Genomic DNA, 23,821 nt, shown 5'->3' on the forward strand with positions numbered 1-23,821 from the left:
GCATTCCGCTGGACGGCGCAGCACACGCCGAGCGATTCTTGAGACCTTAGAGACTCGGCAATTGATGGCGGCCGACTCGATTGGTGTGACTCCGACCGACAACGGAGAGTTCCTGGTGGGACGTGTTGCTGTCACGCCCGTCCTATTTGAGAGCGACGGGAGCATCGATCAACAGTCGCAGAACTGGACGACCGATGAGATCGCCGAGACACTCGCGAAGGTTACCGAAGGGCTGCAGTGGTGGACTGATACTCTCGATTCGCTCAACACTGTTCATTCGCTTGAATTTGTTATCGACGATACCTTTGCAGCCAATCCCGTCGATACGGCGTACGAGCCGATCGACCGAAACACGTCGGCACTAAATCTTTACGTTGGCGACTTTTTGACCGACCAGGGCTACGGTGACGCCGGAACAGTCGAACAAGCCGTCGCTTTGCTCAACAACGACCAACGCATCAAACACGATGCTGACTGGGCGTTCACCATTTTCATCGTTGATTCATCGGATGACCCGGATGGATTGTTCGCCGCAGGCGGCAGTTTCGCGGCGGCTTTCGCTTATCCCGGTGGTCTGTTCATCGTGACACCTTCCACCCGTCCGGCGTCAACGATTGCTCATGAGATGGGGCACATCTTCTGGGCTCGTGACGAATACTCTGGCGGCGGATCTTGGACTGACCAACGCGGTTATTACAACACCCAAAACCTGAACGCCGCTGACAATCCCACGACTGGTTTCGTGCAAGAAATCAGCATCATGCGAGGCGGCGTGCCATTGACCGCCGCTTTCGAGAACCATGTGAGCCCCGCGTCGACGCTGGCAATGGTTGGCTGGCAAGACAGTGATGGTGATGGCATCTTTGATTTTGCGGATGTTCCCCTTCAACTAGATGGCATTGGCTCGTTCAACTCTGAAACATCGCTCTACCGGTTTGCCGGGTCGGCATCAGCGGTACCGCTGCAGAATCGCAATTCGTCCGGCAACCAGAGCGATATCACGCTGAACGAAATTAGCCAATTGCAGTATCGTCTTGATGGTGGAGATTGGTTGACGGCAGCCACGGTGGGCGCGCAATCGGCTGATCTTGATGTTGAATTTTCAATTGGGGAAGCGTTTGAAACCATTGAATTGCGAGTCATTGACGATTCAGTTGGCGTGACCAGCGAACTAGTGTCGGGGACCAACTTGCTTCCTGCGATCGCCGGATCGAGCATTTCTGGCATCGCTTTCCTTGATCAAAACGGTGACGGACAACGATCGGACGACGAACCGCTGCTTGCCAACCATTTGGTCACCGTTCGCCAGGCCGATGGATCTGCATTGTTTGAGACCGAGATCGTTGCGGACGCATTTGACGATGATGGTGAGCTACCAAGCGATGCTGCCTTGGGAATGACGCTGTCCGCCGATGGTATCGTCGCGAGCTCAATGATAGGCGTCTTTGATTCCGAAAGTGTTTCGGGACGTGTGTTCCATTCCTATGACCTTCAACGAGAGCGATGGTCAGAGCGATTTGACGACCGAGTCGCGTTGGTCGCCAATTTTCACTTGGATACCGTACCGGTAAGTGTGGGTGAGGTAAGTGTCACCGCTGGCGGTCTCGACCAAGGTAGCTACGCCAGGATCGAAGGCTATGACGGCGATGGCAATTTAGTGGCTAGAGCGACTTCGTCGCTGATTGACGACGGACAATCCGAAACAATCACGTTGACTGACGTGCTCGGGCGAATCGAACAGATTCGAGTCTTCGGCCATGCCGACACCTCGATCGTTGTCAGCGAAATCGTTGCCGGAGTCTCGGGCGAACTGCAAACGGATTCGCTGGGAGTTTGGCGTTTGAACCACCTGCCGTTGGGTGACTATCAAATTGAGGTTACTCCACAAGTAATAACACAGAGCTTTGACAGCGTACCGCAGGTGGTATCAGTCACCGCCGAAGCGTCTTCCGTATTGATGGCGGGTGCTGTTCGTGTTGATAGTCCACGACACAACCTGATTTCTGCCGAGGATGTCAACGATGACGGGAAGATTACGTCGCTCGATGCGTTGCTGATCATTAATGACATGAGTCGATCAACCTCTCGAGTGCTTGGTCTGCACGAAACCGAAGGTTTTTATATCGACGTCAACAACGACGGGTCAGTGACCGCTTTGGATGCATTGCTAGTGATCAATTCAATTGGTCGATCCGAAAGCGGCGAACCCGAGCGTATTGCACAGTCAGAGTCACAACTGGGCACTGGCACTGGCACTGGCACTGGCACTAAGCCGTCGCAATCGTTTTATTCGGCAGACTCAAGTATCCCTTCGAAACCAGGCGTAAGTTCACCTTTCGTTGACCCAGTACCGGAAGTGACCTCTGACGCCAATGATCTGGTGTTCACGAAGTGGGGTACCGACCTATCCGATAGGACCGACCTTGCCGGTAGAGAAACGACTGATGAAAGTGCCGGTAGAGTTGCAACCGATAGCACACCAATGACACTGGTAAGTCTGGAGAAGGTGGATCGCTCCGATTTAGAAGCTAGAAATCTCTCTCTTATTAGGCGGCCAACGCTCAATGACGACCCCATAGCGAAGCCTATACACCCTAACAGTATTACGGAAATGGCTGAAATTACGGCCGAACTCGTGGATCCTTTTGGGGAACCTTTCTGGAGGTGGCTGGTCTAAGGGCGAGCCAAGGAGAGGCGGAAACCGGCTAACCAACACAGTTGTTGATAAAACAGGAAGACCAGGTAATATAGGTCCGCTATTCGGATTTTTTGGGCACAGATTGTCCCTTGTTGAACTAATCTGGGCCGAGCCTGAAGGTCTAGTCATGCTCGTCGGCACCGCGCCGGCGTCTATTTTACGAACGATTTCACTGCATCTTCCCGAGAAAACAGATGAAAAATCTGCGTCAACTGGTTCGCCAATCCGGTCTTCTATCTAGCGGAAAACGGCGCCGACGCAATGAGAAGTCCCGCCCAAGCACACGCCCCCTTGGTAGCGAGACTCTCGAAAAGCGAGAACTTTTGGCTGGTGATGCACTTGCTCCCCAGCACAATTACTGGAACAGCTACGACGTCAACGACGACGGTCAAATCACGTCACGTGACGCGCTCGCGATCATCAACAAGATGAGCCGCTTGAGTTCTGAAGGTGAAGCAGCCAGTGCCTCGGTGGATCCTGACGCTCCACGAATGTTCTACGACGTCAACGCAGACTTCAACGTGACTGCCTCGGACGCTCTCTCGGTTATCAACGCGATCGACCGTGGTGAAGAAGTTGGCGAGCTGATTGAGTTGCAACTGCGAGCTCTCAGTGACCCCACCGATATCGACAGCCAAATCACAACTGTGGCTGTGGGCGAAACGTTCCATTTGGAAGTCAGCTACGACGATTTGCGATTGTTCAACGATCGCCTCGGTGCATTCCAGTTGTTCACCGACATTGCCGTCAGTCAACCAAACGTCTTGGTTCCTGTTCTCAACGAGACTCAGCGAATCATCATTGGCGAAGAGCTGACTCAGTCACCTTTCCCAACGAGCATTACCGTTGGCCGCGAAGGAACAACGCAAACGGTCGACTCGGCGTTTAACGATTTCGCGAGCAGCCCGACGGATGAAATTAAGCGAGTGCTTCGTGAGTTTGGTCTTACAGATTCGCAGTTTGAAGTCAGCACGCTGTCGTTTGACAACAATGATCTTGGCTTTGAAATTTTCTACGTTGGCGATGAGTTTGGAAACGTCGATGTTCCCGACTTGACCATCGAGGTCAACGAGAACGGTGGTGCCGAAGTCCCAACTCAGTTCATCGAGTTTGCTCCTTTTGAGGCAGACGGAACGACGCCTAACAGCGATGCCGTTCGCTTTAACATCAACGCATTCAGCCGAACGTTCAACGATAACGAAGAGTTTTACTCGCTCCAGAATGCTGGTGCTTTCAGCTTGACTGACGGATTCACCGGAGTCGGTGGATTGGGACCAATTCCAGGTCAAGGCGGTGGTATTCCTCAACTTACCGACGACGGTAGCTTTATTGAGCCATTCGACGCGTTCAGCATTCCGGTGCGGTTGATTGCACCTGTCACCAACTTGGTGATCTCGGTGAATCCGGGCGAAGACCCTGAAGCAACCTTGCTTTACGGTCGTGATGATGCAGTTCCGCAGGATTTGGTTCTGATTGACGGCGACGCTTCGGTAACGATTTCCACAACCGTGGTTGGGACCGACATTGATGCTGCGAATGTGGCTCTTCCCGTAACGGAAGATGTTGCTGCAACAGTCGACTTGGCCAACTCAATTACGAATGGTCCTGCTGAAACAATTACGATTCAGCAAGCGGCTAGCCCGCGTGGTACAGCAACGCTTAACGGCAGCGTTCTGACTTACACGCCAAATGCGAACGTCAGCGGCACCGAAGCGATCACCTATACCGTTACACGTGCCGGTGTTACTGACACCGCCACGATCAACGTGACTATCACCGCCGTAAACGATGCACCCGTTGCAGTTAACGATTCGTTTACCACTGGCGTTAATACACCGCTGACCATCAGCGCATCCGAATTGCTTGCCAATGACACCGATGTCGACAACACAGCGGCTGAACTGAGTGTGACAGCAGTCGGTACGGCCAGCAGCGGAACGGTTGCCTTGAATGGCACCACCATCACCTACACGCCAACGGCTACCTTCGAAGGCGACGCGACGTTCACCTACACGTTGTCTGATGGAACGGCGACTGCAACTGGCACCGTTACCGTCTCGGTCGGTGATGTAGTATCGGCTCCTGAGGTTACTGACGGGACGCTTACTCTTAATGAAGATGTGCAGCGGACCATTGACCTCTCGACACTCGTTACTGGTGGCGGGACCGTCGACACATTTACGATTCCAACGGACGCTGCCAATGGTAGCTCAGTGATCAATGGCAGCATTTTGACTTTCACGCCAGACGCTGACTTCTTCGGCTCTGATTCAATCGTCTTCCGAGCGGCCAACAGCGGCGGTGCTGCTCGAGGAACAATTGCTGTCACCGTTAGATCAGTCAACGATGCACCGGTGGCTACTGACGATGCAGTCAATGCGACGCAGAACGAGGCACGCACAATTGCCATCAGCGCACTACTTAGTAACGATAGCCCAGGTGCTGAAAACGAAACCGACACGCTTTCGATTACCTCTGTAAGTACAACCACGACCGGAGCGAGTGTTGAAATCAGTGGTGCAAACGTCATCTATACACCGCCAACCGATTTCATTGGAGCTGACTCGTTCACCTATACGCTAAGCGACGGAAGTGCGTTGACGGATACTGGCACTGTCAGTGTCAATGTTCGCGAAGTGGCGTTGGAGGCACCAATTGCGGGCAACACAACTCTTACCGTTCAGTCGGGAAGTTCAGGCACGGTTGATTTGGCTAGCCTGCTAACTGGAGGTCCTGCCGATACGCTTGCCGTGTCATCAAATCCCAATAACGGAACGGCGTCGATCACTGGTACCACATTGACGTACACGCCTAATGCAGGCTTTACTGGTACGGACACCATCGTGTACCGAGCCAGCAATGACGCAGGGTCTGATCCTGGAACTATTTCAGTGACCGTGACAGCAGTTGGAGTGGTTAACAATCCGCCATCGAGTCCAAACGTTTCGGTGAATGCAACCGAAGACACGGCCGTGACATTCACGGCGGCGACTCTTCTTGCCAATGCGACTCCAGGGACAGGCGAAGGCTCAACCCAAACGGTTTCGATTGCCAGCGTCGCTAGCCCAGGTTCGGCTGGTGGAACGGCGACAAGAACATCAAGCGGTGGTATTCGTTACACACCAGCAGCTAACTTCAATGGTACCGAAACCTTCACGGTTACGATCACCGACGATTTCTCGCCTGCTGCAACGGCAACGTTCACTTTGACGATCAACGTCGCGGCTGTGAACGATGCACCGAACGCTGTTAACGACACGGCTACTGCGTTCACAGGTTCAACCACCAACATCAATGTCCTTGCTAACGACAATGCAGGTCCGGCCAACGAAAATCAAGCCTTGACGGTGGTCGCAGCCAGCTCATCCAACGGCACGGTAAACATCAACAACGATGGCACGTTGTCCTTCACACCTAGTTCTGGCTTCACCGGAACAGCAACGATCGACTACACCATCGAAGATTCAGGTGGAGCTCAAGATTCAGCAACGGTCAGTGTTACCGTTCAGGACTTTGTTCCAACGACGATTAGCGGTGCAATCTTCATCGACAACATCGATAATCTTGACGAAGTTCGCCAAGGTGGGCAGCCATCTCGAAATGGCATCAAGGATGACGTCGATGACGGCATCGGCGGCGTAGCGGTTCGACTGGTATCGAGTACCGGAACAACGGTGGCAGCGGCCCGTACCAATTTGGATGGCGGTTACACGTTCACTAACGTAGCTCCGGGTAACTACACCGTTGTCTTCGATCTGCCTGATTCCGCGACTCCGGTTGGCAGCACGACGGTAGCCTTGGTTGTGAATCCTAACGGCAGCCAAACCAACCCATCGCAAACCCAGAACCTGACTTTGTCGGGAACCACGGGAACCGGAACCGAAACGCTAAGCATCTTGGCGTCTAGCTACTTGCGAGCCAACCGCGACATCGCTGGCATGTCCAACGGCGGACGCGAAGGCGGCATGGTGGCGTTTGGACCAAACGGCGTTCAGTCCATGTTCATTGCCGGCGAAGGATTCGACGATGTGGTCTTCGGCGAATTGTTGGTCAACAGCCGCCAAGACACCGCATTGCTAGTGATTGTTCGTGAAGGTGCGACATCACCAGAGGTTGCGTCGATTGGCGAAGACAACTTTGTCATGTCCGCCAACGGTGGTGGTGCTCGGTTCTTCGGTGGCATGGACGACTTTGACTTTGTGTCGGTCGATTCACCACTGTCGAGCGAGTTTGCTGGTTATCAAGCGGCTGTCGACCGCGCTCTTGCTGAGCTGTAAGCCTGGCCGCATGCTGTAGACTCTTGAACGCCCTGGTCGCTACGGTGACCAGGGCGTTTATTTTTTGGTCCACAGCATTTCACTTTGGCTAGCCCGCCATGACTCTGGCACTGATCGCCACCGCCGTCCTGTTGCTTTTTGCACTCGCATTGCATTCAACCTTTGCGATCTTTCGTTGGCTCTACCTGCCCATTTCGGTGACAGCGGGTTTCATTGGTTTAGTACTCGTGCTAACAGCATCTAGTGAGGTGCTTGATTCCCTATTGCCGGGTCACGATCTGACGGCTGTCTTGCGATCGGTTACCGGACATTGGCGATCCTGGCCCGGCACGCTCATTGCAATCGTATTTGCTGGGATGTTACTGGAGCGGCCCTCATCATCAGCCGCTGACTCGTTGCGGCGTGCCGGACGGGAAGGCTTGATGGTTTGGATCATTGTGCTCGGTCAAACCGCCATCGGATTGGCTTTGACCTTGCTTTGGATCCAACCTCGAACGGGTGTTCCCGACGCGTTTGGAATGCTGATAGAAACTGGCTTCGCTGGCGGACACGGTACCGCCGCCGCGATGGGGCAAGTTTTTGAAAGCGAGATGAGCTTTCTGAGCGGTGGCCGAGACTTGGGCGTCACCATGGCGACTATCGGTTTGGTTTACGGTGTGATCTCGGGTGTCGTCTGGGTCAACCTTGGTATTCGACGTGGATGGACGCGGCCGAAAAACTCAAGCGACCAACAGGACGTTGACGCGATCGCAGGTGACGAAACTGCTAACGATACGAATCTCGAACAATTGCCTTCTAGTCGTGGCCCTGCGATCGAACCCTTGTTATTGCAAATGATTTGGCTGACGATAGCGTTTGCAATCGGATGGCTACTACAGGCAAGTGTGGGTGAATTGGCGGAGTGGATCGAAACGGCATTCAATCCGGCCAGCAGCGTTGCTAGTGAAGTCGGTGAAGCCAAGCTACACCAGAAAATCCAATTGTCCGAGATTGTTAATAGCTTCCCATTGTTCATCTACACCCTGCTTGGCGGTTGGATCGTTCGCTGGGCACTGTCTGTTCTGGGCATTAGCCATTGGATCGATGGCCCCATGATTAGTCGAATTTGCTCCATGGCCATGGACATATTGGTCGTGGCTGCCATTGCATCGCTGGACATCTCAATTGTGAGCGGACAATTCGAAAGCTTGCTGGTACTGGTTATCGGCGGCTCCTTGTGGACCGCGTTCTGCCTGCTTGTCCTCTCCCGACAAATCCTTCCAAGGGAACATTGGTTTGAGCTTGGACTAATTAACTATGGAATGTCGACGGGGACAACTGCAACAGGTTTCGTGCTGCTACGGATGATTGATCCGAAACTTGAGTCGGGTGCAGCGGAAGATTACGCGCTCGCGGCGCCCCTGTCTTCGCCGTTCATAGGCGGCGGTATGATTACGATTGGATTACCAATTCTAATTTTGGGTAAGGTGCCGCTAGCGATTGTCGTCCTTTCGCTCATCGCGATCGTACTGTTGCTAATCGTGGCAGCTCGGATGATCGCGACGAAACACAATCGGTCAGGATGAATTGAATACTTTAGCCGCGAACTCATCTGGTTTTTCGCGATTAACTTTAGCTCGCTCAGTGGACGTTCGCGAACTTCCTATACCAGGTTCCTTAGAGAGAACGAGCAAACTTAGCCAGTTCAGTAACCTCGGTCTGCAGGTTGTGAGGCGGAACATAGAGTTGAAACAAATGTTCGAGCTTGTACTCAATGCGGCATACAACGCCAAAGTGAGAGGGAACCGCCTTTACGTTGATTCGCTGCGTAATCTCCCGCTCATTGCTGGACACAAATCGCCACCATCCAGTTGTTGCTCGGGTAAACGTCAGCGCATCCGCAGAACTGAAAACATGAGTGGCTTTGTTGCCCTCGAAAAACCGAATGACACGGTCGAACAATCGCGATGTTGTTAACTGACAGGCGAACTGATAGACCTGAAGTGTGCTACCGAACCCAGCGATGTCCCGCCTGACCACTTGAACTATCGTTTCAGCGAGTTCTACCGACTCGCTCGACGGTGCCAGGTAGGGATTGAGCGGCAACATAATTCGAATCTCGCGATGAATGACAGCGTCGTGTTTGGGCCGTCGTAGCCCAGCGGTTGGCAATCTTGACGCAGCGGCGCCTTGCTCTACTGTAACTCCGTGGCCTTATTGCGCCCATTTTTTCCGCTGCCCTTATCCCCCCATCACCGATGCACCGCATTCGTCTTCGCTATCCGTGGACCAAAGAGCTGAGATCCGAACGAGCAGCCGACCAGCCGTTGGGCGATCCGCGAAATCCCGACGATTCGCCGGCACCTCTCGATTCCCACAGCAAAGTTAATTCGCAAGCCGTCGTGGGTCCGCAAATGGTTCACGTGCCAGAACCTGACTCGCAATCGCTTGGCGAGTTCGTCTACACTCGCAAATTCAATCGTCCCACAGGTCTGGACGACGCTACACGAATTTTTCTTTCCATCGCTGGTTGGCAAGGAAAGTTACTTGTCGTGGCCGTCAATCAGTCGCCGCTAAAGGTCGAGTCGTCAGCGATGGGTGATCGCCTAAGGATTCCACTCGAAACCAGCTTGCAAGCCCACAACGAGTTGCGAATTGTGCTTGCCCCCGATGGTTCCAAGCCTGCTCGACTCAGTGGCGAAGTCCAACTAGAGATTGAAGACGGTCTTCGTTGATCATAAAGAGCAAACCGACCGTTGCCAGAATTAGCGACGGCGAATTTCGTTACACTGCCCTTCCCTGCTCTGCATCAACGCCGTCTGGCTGACATCCCGTTTTCGCTATTCTTCGATTGAAATCCTCATGAGTCCATCGACTATTCCCGTCGCCTTGGTCACCGGCGGATCCGCGGGATTGGGTCGAGCGATTGCGATGCGATTGGTTGAAAAGGACTATCAAGTTTGGATCACTGGTCGAACCGAACGCACGTTGCGTCAAGCTGCGACCGAGCTATCGCTGGGTTCGCGGCGTCCGATTCAGTTCGCGGTGGCTGATGTCACACGACCACAAGATGTTGAGCAACTGATTTTGCGAATTGCAAAAGAAAGTCAAAGACTCGACGTGATCGTTAACTGCGTCGGCACCAGTGACCGAGGACTGATCGAAGGCTTAACGCCCGATCGAGTTCACGAATTGATCGATCAAAACGTGGTGTCTACCTTAAACGTCTGCCAAGCGTCACTCGCACTGCTTGCAGAGTCTCAAGGAGTGATCGTCAACATTGGTTCGTTGGCATCAAAGGTCAGTCCCCGTTTTCTTGGTGGCTATTCCATTGCCAAGCACTCGCTCGCAGCGCTCACTTCTCAACTGCGTTTAGAACTCAAGCCTCAAGGCATTCACGTTGGATTGGTCAGTCCCGGTCCCATTCGCCGCGACGATGCGGGGAGCCGCTATAACGACCATGTCGAAGATGGCCTTCCCGACCAAGCAAAAAAACCAGGGGGCGGAACTCGCGTTTCCGGTCTACCGCCTGAGGTCGTCGTTGATGCCGTGATGAAGTGCATTGTAAAACGGTCACCCGACCTGATCCGACCGCGGTACTTGCGACCGCTGATTGCGATTGGACATCTATTTCCAAGATGCGGCGACTGGTTGCTAATGAAGTTCACGTCGTCAAAGTCGTAGCTCTGCCATTATCGCGGTTGATCGAGACCAGTGAAACTCTTCGTGTTTTTGATTTAAGAGATCAGAAAACGGTTCGAAAAGGCAGTGAATTCCACTCTGAATACGGTTTTGCGAGAAAACCAACTTGTGTCGAAATAGCGTAGGCAGGGCCGTGTACGGTGAGTCTGCGTTTTGTAAGTTGTCGTTTCGAACCATCGACTCAGAATGTTCTGCACCCTCCCTCCCCGCTTGCTTGGCGCGTGGAAGGCCACGATACTGAGTCCTCGAAAACCCGTCCCCTTTTGACATAGAAACGCCTACCATGACTGCTTTTCCTGACGTCCCAACCATCGAGTACGAAGGTCCTCAAAGCGATAATCCTCTCGCCTTTCGTTGGTATAACCCGGACGAAATGATCGAAGGCAAGTCGATGAAGGATCACTTGCGATTCTCGATCGTGTACTGGCACACGTTCCGTGGCACCGGGGCTGACCCGTTTGGTCCGGGCACCGCGGTTCGTCCGTGGGACGATGGAACTGATACGGTGGAAAATGCACAAAACCGTGCACGCGTGGCGTTTGAATTATTTGAAAAGCTGCAAGCTCCTTACTACGCGTTCCATGATCGCGACGTGGCTCCCGAAGGCGAATCACTTTCAGAGACAAACAAGATCTTTGATGCAGTCGCGGACGTCCTTGAAGAGGAACAAAAGCGAAGCGGCATAAAGTTGCTTTGGGGCACCGCCAACATGTTTAGCAATCCTCGCTTCATGCATGGTGCTGCGACGACCTGCAATGCAGACGTGTTTGCATATGCTGCTGCTCAAGTGAAGAAGGCGATGGAAGTCACCAAACGCCTGGGCGGTGAAAATTACGTGTTCTGGGGCGGTCGCGAAGGCTATCAAAACCTCTACAACACGGATATGAAACGAGAACTAGACCACCTCGGTAAGTTCTTCCATATGGCAGTGGACTATGCAAAGCAGATCGGTTTCGACGGACAATTTTTGATCGAGCCTAAGCCGAAGGAACCGACCAAGCACCAGTACGACAGTGACGCGGCGGCGTGCATGAACTTCTTGCGAGCTTATGGCTTGGAAGATCACTTCAAGCTGAATCTGGAGACCAACCACGCAACGCTGGCTGGGCACACGATGATGCACGAAATTGATTACGCCGGTATGCAAGGTGCCTTGGGAAGTATTGATGCCAACACTGGCGACATGCTGCTGGGTTGGGACACCGATCAATTCGGAACCGACTACTACCTGACCACGCAGACGATGTATTACATCTTGAAGCACGGTGGATTAGGTAGCGGCGGTGTGAACTTCGACGCGAAGGTTCGCCGTGAATCCTTCGAACCTGTTGATTTGTTTTATGCCCATATTGGAAGCATGGATGCCTACGCCAAGGGCCTGAAGATTGCTGCGGCAATTCGAGCTGACCGAGCGATCGAAGACTTCATCGCGGCTCGTTATGCGAGTTTCGGCGAAGGCATCGGTGCCAAAATCGAATCGGGCAGCGTTGGCTTCGCAGAACTCGAGGCCTACATGCTTGAGAAAGGCGATTCCGCTCCGAACGCGAGCGGTCGCCAAGAACTGCTTGAAAACGTGGTCAATAAGTACATTGATCGCGTTTAGCATTCGTTGACAAACATGGCATCACGACGGCACCCACCGTCGTGATGATGACGAAGCACGGTGGGGAACCACCGTGCTGGTTTCTTGCCGGCTCCCAATGCTCGGCCACTTAATGCTCGGCCACTTGATGCTTAGCAGTTGCTGGCTATTTACGTCACACCAGTTCATCGCTGGGCGAATCACTCACTCGGCGGTGTCATCATAGATTGGTAGATGGCGATAGTAGACTTCCAGATTCAACAGATTCATGGTTGTCACGTAGAGACGTCCCGCATGGACACTCCAACGATCAGGCACCGGTCGCACAGGGTCCCAACTACCCGCGTAGATTCCGTCCTTGAGCTGACTGTCGAGCAAGACCGAGTTGAGACTCTTGTTCCATTCTTGCCAGTGATTTCCGCCCATGTGGAACATGACCTGAGTGGCGTAGTACCAATAGTATGCGTCACGTTTGGGCGCGGTACGCGTTCCCATTTCAGGTGCGTTTTCAAGCAAGTAGTCTGCCGCTGATTGCATCGCAGGCGTGTCACGTCGCCAACCCGCGTACATTCGCATCAGCATTCCCACCGATGTCATCGTTGGTGTTGGCTTGCGTCCGTGACGTTGGCTTGGTGTGTCAGGTGCATAAGGGTTATAGCGATAGCGATCAGCTCGATCGGGCGACTGAGCCACCGTGAGCCAACGTTCAATTCCATCATAGGTTTGCTGAGGCACCTCTAAGCCCGATAGTTGACCGCTCTTAAGTGCCATCATCATCCAACCTGTCACGCTCGTGTCAGCGCTAACCTGGGCGGTGTAACGCCATCCGCCACGCGTCCGGTGTTGCGTGGCGGCTATGTAGTTCAATGCAAGTTGAGCTGGTTCTTTCAGATCGGGATCCTGGGTCATTCCATACGCTTCGGAAAGTGCGAGAGCCGCGATGCCATGGCTATAGAATGCAACATTACGATCGCTCAGCTCGTTCTCTTTGCGATACAGGTCACCATTGGTTCGTTGGTTTTCAACAAGAAATCGCAATGCATTGTTGACCGTATCGGCGTACTGATGCTGTTTGTGCGTGTACCCAGCACCTTGGAACGCTAATAAGCAAAGCCCAGTCGCTGCCGAATCCCCTCTTAGCAACACATTCGAACCATGGCCTTGAAGTGACCAACTTCCATCTTCATTCTGGATACTGTCGAGATAGGCCAGTCCACGCTCGATTGCTTCCTCGGTAGCCGGTCCAACCTGTCCGGCCGGTGTGGGAGCTCGACCGCCCTCAGTTCGCATCACTCGGCGACTAAACGATTCAACCGCCGCAATCTTGGTCCCAAATGGTGTTACGGGACCACCGACCTCACGCCTCTTCCGTTTTCCCGCAGTGAGATCAAGCGCCGCAATTTGAGGTTGATCCTTTGATGGCATCACTCCGGGATTCTGGTTCGGAATGTCGGCAAACCCCATGCTTCCTTCACGGATCTGCATGTTCAATGTTGGCCCCGATAAGCTGGGGCTCGATAGTTCGATTGCGACCTCGGACGAGTCGCGTCGACTTGGTTCTCCACCGCCTATTCGGTCAACGATTTCCATGGGCGGCGAATCGCCCGATGTTGCCTGGGCGTTTTGCACCGCATCAGGAGACAAACCGGCAATCTGGTCGAGCGCCGGTTTTCCGCTCGGATCTATTCCGCTGCCACCTCTCGATAAACTTGAACGTCCCGAACGTCGCGAAGCATTTCCCGCACTCACATCGGGAACTCCAGCGGCGACCGCTGACACATTTCGCTCAAGCGGAGCGTCGGCGTTGTCACCTTTCGTGGCTGGATTGACCATGGCTGATAGAGCCTGGGTCGCCGACATCTGAACGCCACGTGTCTTTCCTCGCTCCGGAGACGACGTGTCGATGGGTGAGATCATTCGATCGGCCTTGGCGACGTCTCGAGCCACCGCTACTGATCGTGACGTTGGCGCTGCACCTGCTGGTTCGGCGAGGGCTCGCCGGCGGGCTTGAGGACGAGGCCTCCCCAACCCCATGTCACCAATCTTAGGCTTGGCTTGAGTGGATTGCCGCAATCCGGCAAGCGGTTGTTCAGTGGAATCCAAGATCTTTAGCGTGTCTTGGGTCGGTATCGCAGGTGTCACCGAAGTGCTTGATTTCGCCCGCGATTGCTGTGCAGGAGCAACGGGCGAGTCGGCGACACTCGCTTCGGCTTTCACTGGCAACTCAGGAGCCACCGGCTTTGAAAGAGGTTGGTCCATCGTTGGATCCGATGGGCTCTGACGACGAGCCAACTGAGCTGGTGAGTTGGATGGTTGCGGTTTCGTATCGGTTGGCTCGTCACGCCGTAATAAGTGCTGGCGGTCGGGACGCCGTACCGGTTGTTGAGGCTGAGGCATCTCAAGTTGCGGCGCAGATTGTTCAACCGGCGGCAACCGCCGCTCTTCACGTGGCACCACGGGTGAGGAAGTTTCCGCGTCGGTAGGCTTCGACCAATCCGGTTGCGACTCTCTTTTTTCGGCCGTCTTGAACAAGTATTCTGGAACGGTGCGTTTGACCGGGGACCGTTCCGGTTTTACCCCCATCACACTTTGGGGATAGTAGCTGCTAAAAATGACCACGCCTGTTGCCATCATCAACAACAACAAATGCAGTGCAACACTAAACAAGAATCCAAGCTGCAGTGATTTCTGCACATACCGTGATGCGATTCCGCGCAACACAAAGGCAAGTGCCAACGCACACAACGGCACGCCAATCAAATACGTCGTCGCGTTGAACTGCCAACGCGAATCGTCAAAACCCAACCGCGTGACGATTAGGTACAGCACCAAACCGGCCAACGCTGCGATCGAGAGATCGAGCGGCCACATTCGGTCCCGCTTCGATTTCGATCGGAGCGGAAAATCAGCATGACCGATCGGAGGCCGATTAGCAGTTCGCGGTCGTCGGGTGGAAGATCTAGCCATCGGGGCCTTCCTGCGTTGTCACGCTGTAGTCGCCCACGCCAGTTCGGTTGCATACGTCCATGACACTGACCACAGGCTGAAAAGCAGCTTGCCGATCAGCACGAATCACAACGGTTTGACTGGTCGGATTATCTGCAACCGCTTTCTCAAGCAATTGTTGCAAGTCGGCCAGAGCCGTCAGCTTGCCTCCAAGAAAAATGTCACCTGCCGAATCAATGTCTACGACGACTTCGCGAGGCTTGCTAATCATCGGCACGGCGCTGGTAGCCGATGGCAATACGATGTCGAGCCTGCGTTCTTCGTCTTCGAACTCACTGGTAACGAGGAAGAAAATCAGCAGCAGGAACACCACGTCAATCAAGGGCGTCAGGCTAAGTGTGCTCGCCACCGACGAGCGTTTCAATTTGAAGGCCATTAGCTCACCTTTGCTCCGCCGTGCTGATCATTGCCACGTTGGTCTGCTCCTGTACCGACCGCAGCAACGGGTGGAGGCATTGGCGACGAGTCGCCAGCAACAGGAACCGCAGGCGGAGGAACCGTTCCAAACTCCATAGGATGCAACTTGCCCTCCAAGTCCAATCGCTGACGTCCGCTAAAACGACTGAGGCCGGGTGCCAAATCAAAACAGAATTCTTCGAGACGATGAAACAGCTTGGCAAGCCGATTCTCGAGGTACAGTGCTAAGATCGCGGCGGGGATTGCGACCGCCAAGCCGGCCAAAGTAGTCACAAGCGCCGTGTAAATCCCCTCGGAAAGTTGCTCGCTTCGACTCCGTTCAGCCGTCAAGGTTGTGGATTCGTGGAATGCAACAATCATCCCCCAAACCGTTCCCAGCAACCCCATCAACGGTGTCGCAGCAGCGGCCAAAGTCAGCCATCGAATGGGCGAGGCATAGCGGTCGGCTTCTCGTTCAATGGCATCGGTCGCTGCCCGTTCAATGTCAGCCAATGGTTGCCCAGTGCGCAGCAGCATGGTCGTAATCACGCTAGCGGCAGGCGAAGGATTTTCATCACAGACCTTCATTGCGATCGACGGGTTAAAGCGATCGATAGGATTGGCGAGTGAACGCAAATCGGCTTCGAGGTCTCGTGGCATCACTTTGCTCGTTCGCAAACTTAACGTCCGCTCAACGGCCAAAGCGACGACCAACAAACTCATGATTCCAATCGGAATCATGAAACCGCCGCCCCGCGTTATCAATGACAGCAGATCGATGCCCGATGGCTTCGCTACGGCATCGGTCTGCGGTTCGGGTTCGTCGTTTAAGATCGACTGAATATCATCAGCCTCAATGATCTCGACATCATCTTGGGCATGCACTGGCGCTGGCATTGCTAACGCGCACCAAACGCACGTCGCCAACACGACGGTCTCGATAAACGCTAAGCCGCGAGCTTTGCCAGGGCGGCAAAAGTTACTAAAGGTATTCAATCGACCGACCATCATTTATTGAGCGTTTCGAGACGGACACGAGCTTTCTCTGCTAGCTCATGCTTGGGGTGTTTCTGAATGACGTACGTGTAGAAGTCACGACCAATCTTAGCCGCCTTGTCGCGAGCGGATTGAGTTTTTGCAGCCTGATAGAGCAACTCAGCACACCGAGCGGCTTCATATCCGCTTTTTGCCTGCCAATTTTTGATGCCCTCGGGCGCTCGTTCACCACCAAAGCCGAACATGACACGTTGAAACTCGGGGATCGCAAGATCGTATTGATGGTTGCCAAAGTAAATCTCGCCCATCATGAAGCGGGCACGTGCGGCTAGCTCGTTTCGATAGTTCGCCGCCACTTCCCCATAAAACTTGATGGCTCGATCCGAATCGCCTTTTTGCTGATAGGCAAAACCAGTTTCGTAAAACACTTGCGGCAAGTAGTCCGAGGACGGAAAACGCTCACGAAGTTCATCGTACCAAGACAAGGCATCGCCCCATCGTTCTAGCTGTGCCGCGCTCTGACCACCATGCAACAACACCAACTCGCGGACTTGGCGTTCGGCGGGTGAACGAACAGTCTTGGCATTGTCGTTGCTCGATTGAATTTTCTGACGTGATGTTTCAAAGGAAGCGAGTGCACGAGCGTAGTCTCCTCGCTTGAACTGACTTTCGCCAATCATCATTCCGGCATCGAAACTCAACTTACCGCTATTGAATTGCTTTGCCTGCTGATCAAACGCCGACTCTGCGGCCTCAAAGTTGCCCTGTTTGAAGTTTGACCAGCCCAAACGATAGAAAGCCTTCTCACGAAGATCTGGATCTTTCGATTTCTCAGCCACCATCGCGAACTGTTCTACCGCAGCATCCCATTGCCTCTTCGCATAGTGTTGTTGGCCAACAAAGTAAGCAGCCTCGGTAGCGAGATCCGTGTCGGGATACTTTTCTACCAGCGATGCGAACTGCTCAACGGCTTCGTCTTGCTTGCCGCTGTCCTGCATTGCCCACGCAAGTTCGTACATCACTTTATCCATCGCTGGATAATTAGGGACTTCAGCAACGATGCGTTGCAATTTTGTCACCGCTTCGGCAGGCTTGGATTCTTTGGAGTCGATCAGTGCCAATTCGTACAAGGCATGCCCTTGGTTGATTCCTTTCGGCTTCGAATCAAGGAATGTCTGTAGATCCGCTCTCGCATCGCTGTACTTTTCCAAGTTTCGAAAGGCGATTCCGCGAGAAAGAACGGCTTCGTCTCGCAACGGATGATCCGAATACTTCGTAATCGTTTGCGTCAACGATTGTTCAGCCGCTTGGTAGTCGCCCGCCTGCAACTGCGAGAACCCGATTCCGTAGGTTGCATAGGGTTTAAGGTCAGGATCAGCGTCTGAGTTGACGATTTGGCGATACCAATCGATCGCCTTCGCGTGGTCATTTGATTCGGCGGCAAGTTGCCCCAGTTTGTAGCGAGCTTGGTCTGCCATCCGCGACTTAGGATCGGACGTGATGATCGCTTGCCAAATCCTAGCTGCGTCGCTGCTCTTCCCCGCCGCAAAGAGCGCCTGACCTTGCAGAAGCCTTGCTTCACTTGCACGCAGCCCTTGCGGATCATCAGCGGCAGCCGAGTCGAAAGCCGCAGCAGCTAAGTCAGCACGACCAGCCATCATTTGTGCTTGCCCCAACAACAACCGAGCCTCTGTTTTTTGGCTGGCATCTTTTAAATTGGGAAGTTCTTGATCAACCAGCGTTATGGCCTCGTCGTATTGACGCCCAGCGCTTGCGGCGGCAATGGCTCGCAAGACCCAGACCGGGCGTTGTTCGTTGTCTGGCTTGGATTGCTTGAGCAAATCCTGATACACCTTTGATGCCTCGTTCATTTCACCCTTGGCAAATTGGCTTTCGGCAGCGACGAACATTACGTCCAACGCCAACTGATCACCCGAGAACTTTGACAAGAATTCGTTGGCTAACTTCAACGACTGATCAGGCTTACCGATCTGAAGTGCAGAAAAAGCCGCGTTGTAAAGTGCTCGAGGTGCAAGCGCGTTATCAGGATCTTCGCGGTAGGCCGATTCAAAAATCCCTAATGATTCGGCAACGGTCGCCGGATTCATTGACAAAGCTTCCGCAAGATCTAAACGAAGAGCCATTTCGAAGTCACCCTCGGCACCCCTATCAAGCTGCTCACGAGCGACCTTGGCTGCGTCATCGGCACGACCTTTACTAAGCCAAATCCGAGCTAACCAGTGCGCTGCTTCCGTGGAGGCTTCCGCATTGGATTGTTCCAGGACAATCTGAAAACGCTCAGCGGCGCCATCAATATCGCCGCCTCGATAGAGACTTTGCGCTGAAGCAAGTGTCGCCGAAGCCGCGTAAGGTGAAGTGGGGAAATCCTTGGCTAGGATTGCGTACTTGGCTGCCGCTTGAGTCGGCTCGCCGGCCTGAACGAGCGCGTAGGCTTGCCTAAAAATTGCGTATGACTTGTCCTCGTCTGCTTCCGCCGTCTCAATTGCTTTGTCAAAGGATTCCACCGCTCTATCAAACTCTTTTCGCAAGATGAACAGATCACCCAATCGAAGGCGAACATCAACAGCAAGTGGACTATCCGAACAACTGTCAATGAGTTGTTGGTAGGACGCAAACGCTTTGTCAAACAGGTCCTGTTCTTCAAGAGCGATGCCTCGCGCGTAGAGTGCATCGCATCGCAAAACGGAATCTTTAGCTTCGGGTAACGCGAGCAGATCGTCGTAGTACTGCACCGCTTGATCGAGTTTGCCCAGTCCGTAAGCTGCCTCGCCGCTATAGAACAAAGCGCGATCGAGGAAACGTGACTTTGGTGACTCATCCCGAAGCGTCTGATAGGTGGTCAATACTTGACGAAGCTGATTGGGGTCGGGTTGCTCCCCCACGGTTGCGACGGAATACAAACACCAACCTAGATTCGCCAAGCTTTCTTCGCGCAGATCGTAATCCTTGTCCTCAAGAGCAACCTGAAAACTCGCAGCAGCCTTTGCGTAGTCAGGAGTTTCCTTCTGCATATAGCAAACCCCCAAGTAGTGCGCCGCTTTGGACGCCATCGACTGCTTGGGATACTCTTTGAGGTACTGGATCCAGCTCTCAATTGCTAAGTCGATTGCACCGCCAGTTTGAAAGTTGGCGGCATCGGCATACAGCGCCATTGCCTTTTCGTTGACATCGTCTGCACCCTGATCGGAACTCTGTGCAACTGCTGGACTCTGTGCAACTGCTGGGGCATCCGCTTGATCTTGCGAAACAGCGAGATTCCCGGGAATCAAAAACCCCAGCAATATCCCCAGTAACAACCCCGCGAAAAGCGTCTGGAGTCGAGTCGAAAGTGCGTGGTGGCGTGGCACTGTGGTTTTCCCCGCAAAGACCGATAAGAAATCGCCAAAATCCGTTTTCTGACGCAGGCTGCATTTTAGCCGCGATCGAGAAAACCCGATAGTTCGCAGCACACCTACCCAAAGTCACCAGATTGACGAACTAGGCTCCCCTGAAGCACGTAATAGTGTCAACTTGAACAAATTTGCCCTCCCATCAGCGAGTCGCCACCATCAACGCCGCGACCGATGCTTCACCATTCTTGCGACGATCCTTGGGCCTTGCTTGGTGTCGATCAGACGTGCAATTTGATAGAACGCTAGTGCCACTCGACGCGGCAATCACCGCAACTTCTACTTGACCACTGTTGATAAGAGCAGCCTGAACGTGACTACCGCGAATGTGACTCCTGAAACTTGCCTCATCACTGGCGGAGCTGGCTTTATCGGTTCGCACCTAACCGGCCGACTATTGGCTCAGGGGCACAAGGTCATCATTGTCGATGATCTTTCGACAGGACGCGCCAGTAACCTTCGCAGCGTGATCGATCACGAGAACCTTGATTACATCGAAGGCACGGTCGAAGACGATGACTTGGTTGCAGAGGTCGTTGATCGCGCGAGTCGTGTGTACCACCTTGCTGCGGCAGTGGGTGTCGCGTTGATCGCGAAACAACCGATCCAAACCATCGAACGAAATATCTACCCCACGCAGTTGATCCTTGATCGTCTTGGCGAACGAGCCAAACGGGGCGACAAGGTGCCTTGCTTTATCGCGAGCACTAGCGAAGTCTACGGAAAAAATCCTAAAGAAACTTGGTGCGAAGAAGACGACCTCGTCTTTGGCTCCACCACGAAACCGCGATGGAGTTATGGCGTATCCAAAGCGATTGACGAATTCCTGGCGCTTGCGTTCTTCAAGGAAACAGGTTTGCCTGCTGTCGTTGGCCGCTTCTTCAATGTCGTAGGGCCCAGGCAAACCGGAGCCTATGGAATGGTTCTGCCGCGATTTGTCGATGCGGCAATCAAAGGGGAACCACTCGTCGTGCACGATGACGGAGCCCAAATACGATGCTTCGCTCACGTTGACGATGTCATCGGCGCCGTGATGACATTAGTCGAGACCCCTCATGCCGCTGGCCGTGTCTACAACATCGGCAGCGACAAACCCATTTCGATCCTGGAACTTGCTCAACTAGTTGTTGAGCGAGTGAATCCTAAAGCGAAAATCGAATTCCAAAGCTATCGCGATGCCTATGACGATTCCTTCGAGGACATTCGTCGCCGCGTTCCTGACTTGACCCGGATTCGCGAAACCATCAACTACGCGCCGTCAAAAGACTTGGACGCCATCATTGATGCCGTCGCTGAGGCCATGCGGGAGTCGACCAGCAATTAGGACGCTTTGACACTGACGTAGGCCATCCGCAGTGCGTGCATTGCTTCGGAAAGCATCTTGGACTCGTCATCGGAAAGGTTGCCCTTGGTTTTCTCTCCGAGCATTTCCAAAGTATCGATGTAATGCTTCGCGTACGGCTTGTTGACGCTGGCCTTGCCCGTGGTGGGATCCGGGATCTGACCGAGCATCGCCATCGCTTGGGTGAACATCATCGAAATCATCACTTCGAATGATGCAGGTGGCGGCGCAGGCATTGCGTCGCTACTTGAGCCCGACGACGTCACGTCGGTCGAATCATCAGCCACCTGATGCGAAGTGGATTCCAGTTCGGCAGCTTCGGTGTTAGTTGCTTCAGATTCAGTAGCCTCAGCTTCGCTCGCAGCCGCTGCCTTTTCTTTTTCAACTTGAGCTTTCCAATCGTCGTCAACAATGATCTTGGGTTCGTCTTTAGATTCACTCATGATTTCGCCTCATCGGTTGAACTTTTAACGTTGGCTAACTACAGGTTTTTCGGTGCTCTTACGTTGATTTTTTCGGTCGATCGCCGCACCAACGAACCCCGCAAATAAGGGATGAGCTTTTAGGGGCTTACTCTTAAACTCGGGGTGGTACTGAACCGCCACAAACCAAGGATGATCTGGGATCTCGACGACCTCGACGAGCCCGCCATCGGGACTTGTTCCTGCGAAACGCAATCCGTTGGCTTCGTACTGGCTACGGAACTGATTGTTGAACTCATAGCGGTGGCGATGGCGTTCACTTACTTCATCAGTGGCATAGGCCTTACCAGCCAAACTGTGACGATCGAGCTTAGTGGGCTGGGCGCCCAATCGCATCGTGCCTCCCATTTGCGTGACATTTTGCTGCTCATCTAGCAAACAAATCACGGGATGCGGGGTGTCTTTATCAAACTCGCTGCTATGGGCACCTTCAAGACCGACCACACTGCGACCGTATTCGATGACAGCGCACTGCATGCCCAAACAGATTCCAAAGAACGGAATGCCACGTTCGCGAGCAAACCGAATCGCCTGGACTTTCCCTTCGATACCACGCTCGCCAAATCCGCCAGGCACCAAAATACCGTGATACCCGCTAAGCAATCGTTCGGCGCCTTCACGTTCGATATCGGCACTTTGAATACGCCCAATGCGAACTTGAGCTTGGTGGTGCATGCCCGCATGGTCGATCGCCTCGTAGATCGACTTGTACGCATCTTTGTGTTCGGCGTACTTGCCGACAACCGCGATCGAAATTTCGTGTTGCGGGTTTCGCAAGCGATGCAACAAATCCGTCCACGGAGTGATGTCGAGACTCTTCGCAGTCGTTAACCCTAACCGTTCAACCACCAGATCGTCGAGCTTATTGTCAACCAAAGAGATAGGGACCTCATAGATCGAGAAGTCCTTGTCTTTTTCTTCGATCACAGCCTTCGCTGGAACATTGCAAAACAATGCAATCTTCTCTCGATCTTCGCGGCTGATCGAATGCTCACAGCGACATACCAAGATATCAGGCTGAATCCCAATTTCGCGAAGCTGCCCAACCGAGTGCTGAGTTGGCTTTGTCTTGAGTTCGTCAGCCGCCTTCAGGTAGGGCACCAAGGTCAGGTGCATGTAAAGGACATTCTCGCGACCAACATCAAGCGAAAACTGCCGAATCGCCTCAAGGAACGGCAGACTTTCGATGTCACCGACCGTACCGCCGATTTCGGTAATGACGACATCGACATCGTCGCCCCCCATCCGTTTAATCACCGATTTAATTTCATTGGTGATGTGCGGAATAACTTGAACCGTCTTGCCTAAAAACTGGCCTTTGCGTTCCTTCTCGATCACCGACAGATAAATTTGTCCGGTCGTGTAGTTGCAATCCCGCGTCAATGCGCCGGAGGTGAACCGTTCGTAGTGCCCCAGATCGAGGTCGGTTTCGCTGCCATCATCAAGGACGTAGACCTCCCCGTGCTGGTAAGGGCTCATCGTGCCCGGATCAACGTTGATGTAGGGGTCTAATTTTTGCATTCGAACCCGCAGTCCGCGTTGTTCGAGCAGCATTCCCATGGACGCGCTAGTGAGCCCCTTGCCGAGAGAACTGACCACGCCGCCGGTTACAAAGATATGTTTTGTCATGGAAAATGATCATATCAAGACCAGGAAATTGCGAAAGCCGAACGACATAATTTGGTTCGCTTTTCGTCGCCAACCCTGAATTCACGGATGCCCCCGAAGACTTGATCCGTCAAATCATCCATACCAGGAATATCGCGCTAGGCAGGACTGCGTGACTGAGTGACGAAATCACGACGTCACAACCTTCTCTGCCCTTGGCTACTAATCAATCAACGTTACGGTCACGTCGTGTGGCCAATTTCAACGTCGCCCGTTGTGCCCCAACCGCAGGACGATGCTCATGTCGCTACGCAACGGCCTAAACAGCAACGGCCCAAACAGC

14 protein-coding genes are annotated in these 23,821 nt (G+C 53.5%); 7 read left to right on the forward strand and 7 right to left on the reverse strand.

The genetic code is table 11. From position 1 onward, the window contains the following. The first annotated feature begins 64 nt into the window (after nucleotides 1-64). The 3 genes from Pla22_RS04075 to Pla22_RS04085 all read left to right on the forward strand — a co-directional run bounded on the left by Pla22_RS04075 (nucleotide 65) and on the right by Pla22_RS04085 (nucleotide 8,540). Entirely contained in the window at nucleotides 65-2,677 is a 2,613-nt protein-coding gene (locus Pla22_RS04075) for a dockerin type I domain-containing protein (protein WP_165440507.1), read from the forward strand. 215 nt (nucleotides 2,678-2,892) lie between these two features. Then, nucleotides 2,893-6,975, forward strand: coding sequence for a tandem-95 repeat protein (locus Pla22_RS04080; RefSeq protein ID WP_146513476.1), 4,083 nt, complete (start codon nucleotides 2,893-2,895; stop codon nucleotides 6,973-6,975). Between the two features lie 98 nt (nucleotides 6,976-7,073). Beyond that, nucleotides 7,074-8,540, forward strand: coding sequence for a sodium/glutamate symporter (locus Pla22_RS04085; protein ID WP_146513477.1), 1,467 nt, complete (start codon nucleotides 7,074-7,076; stop codon nucleotides 8,538-8,540). Between the two features lie 91 nt (nucleotides 8,541-8,631). Here the strand turns inward: Pla22_RS04085 and Pla22_RS04090 are convergent, their stop codons facing one another. Further along, nucleotides 8,632-9,063, reverse strand: a complete 432-nt coding sequence (locus Pla22_RS04090) for a hypothetical protein (protein ID WP_146513478.1) — start codon at nucleotides 9,061-9,063, stop codon at nucleotides 8,632-8,634. A 149-nt stretch (nucleotides 9,064-9,212) separates the two neighbouring features. Between Pla22_RS04090 and Pla22_RS04095 the strand changes: the two genes are divergently transcribed. The 3 genes from Pla22_RS04095 (at nucleotide 9,213) to xylA (ending at nucleotide 12,259) form a co-directional block, all read left to right on the forward strand. After that, a complete protein-coding gene (locus tag Pla22_RS04095; RefSeq protein ID WP_146513479.1) occupies nucleotides 9,213-9,689 on the forward strand; it encodes a hypothetical protein in 477 nt (158 codons plus the stop codon). 127 nt (nucleotides 9,690-9,816) lie between these two features. Further along, nucleotides 9,817-10,638 carry an SDR family NAD(P)-dependent oxidoreductase gene (locus Pla22_RS04100; protein ID WP_146513480.1) on the forward strand — a complete coding sequence of 274 codons (822 nt, stop codon included), beginning with the start codon at nucleotides 9,817-9,819 and terminating at the stop codon, nucleotides 10,636-10,638. 301 nt (nucleotides 10,639-10,939) lie between these two features. Further along, nucleotides 10,940-12,259 carry a xylose isomerase gene (gene xylA, locus Pla22_RS04105; protein WP_146513481.1) on the forward strand — a complete coding sequence of 440 codons (1,320 nt, stop codon included), beginning with the start codon at nucleotides 10,940-10,942 and terminating at the stop codon, nucleotides 12,257-12,259. 183 nt (nucleotides 12,260-12,442) lie between these two features. Here xylA and Pla22_RS04110 read toward each other — a convergent pair whose 3' ends face one another. From Pla22_RS04110 to Pla22_RS04125, 4 genes are all read right to left on the reverse strand, one after another. After that, nucleotides 12,443-15,109: a hypothetical protein gene (locus Pla22_RS04110; protein WP_146513482.1), complete on the reverse strand. Its 2,667-nt coding sequence runs from the start codon at nucleotides 15,107-15,109 to the stop codon at nucleotides 12,443-12,445. Nucleotides 15,110-15,197: 88 nt separating this feature from the next. Further along, nucleotides 15,198-15,620 (reverse strand): ExbD/TolR family protein, encoded by a 423-nt coding sequence (locus tag Pla22_RS04115; RefSeq protein ID WP_146513483.1) that lies wholly within the window; start codon nucleotides 15,618-15,620, stop codon nucleotides 15,198-15,200. Beyond that, nucleotides 15,620-16,636: a MotA/TolQ/ExbB proton channel family protein gene (locus Pla22_RS04120; protein WP_242631783.1), complete on the reverse strand. Its 1,017-nt coding sequence runs from the start codon at nucleotides 16,634-16,636 to the stop codon at nucleotides 15,620-15,622. The genes Pla22_RS04115 and Pla22_RS04120 overlap by 1 nt, the downstream gene beginning before the upstream one ends. An 11-nt stretch (nucleotides 16,637-16,647) precedes the next feature. Continuing rightward, nucleotides 16,648-20,004 carry a tetratricopeptide repeat protein gene (locus Pla22_RS04125; RefSeq protein ID WP_146513484.1) on the reverse strand — a complete coding sequence of 1,119 codons (3,357 nt, stop codon included), beginning with the start codon at nucleotides 20,002-20,004 and terminating at the stop codon, nucleotides 16,648-16,650. Nucleotides 20,005-20,359: 355 nt separating this feature from the next. On the opposite strand from Pla22_RS04125, the gene Pla22_RS04130 reads away from it, so the two are divergent. Continuing rightward, complete coding sequence (locus tag Pla22_RS04130; protein WP_146513485.1) at nucleotides 20,360-21,370, forward strand: NAD-dependent epimerase/dehydratase family protein; 1,011 nt, start codon at nucleotides 20,360-20,362, stop codon at nucleotides 21,368-21,370. Here the strand turns inward: Pla22_RS04130 and Pla22_RS04135 are convergent. Further along, nucleotides 21,367-21,831, reverse strand: a complete 465-nt coding sequence (locus tag Pla22_RS04135; RefSeq protein ID WP_146513486.1) for a DUF1844 domain-containing protein — start codon at nucleotides 21,829-21,831, stop codon at nucleotides 21,367-21,369. The genes Pla22_RS04130 and Pla22_RS04135 overlap by 4 nt on opposite strands. A gap of 24 nt (nucleotides 21,832-21,855) precedes the next feature. After that, nucleotides 21,856-23,499 (reverse strand): CTP synthase, encoded by a 1,644-nt coding sequence (locus Pla22_RS04140; RefSeq protein ID WP_146513487.1) that lies wholly within the window; start codon nucleotides 23,497-23,499, stop codon nucleotides 21,856-21,858. Nucleotides 23,500-23,821 lie beyond the last annotated feature (322 nt).

Origin of the sequence: Rubripirellula amarantea (assembly GCF_007859865.1) — a bacterium.
GTDB classification, from domain to species: Bacteria; Planctomycetota; Planctomycetia; order Pirellulales; family Pirellulaceae; genus Rubripirellula; species Rubripirellula amarantea.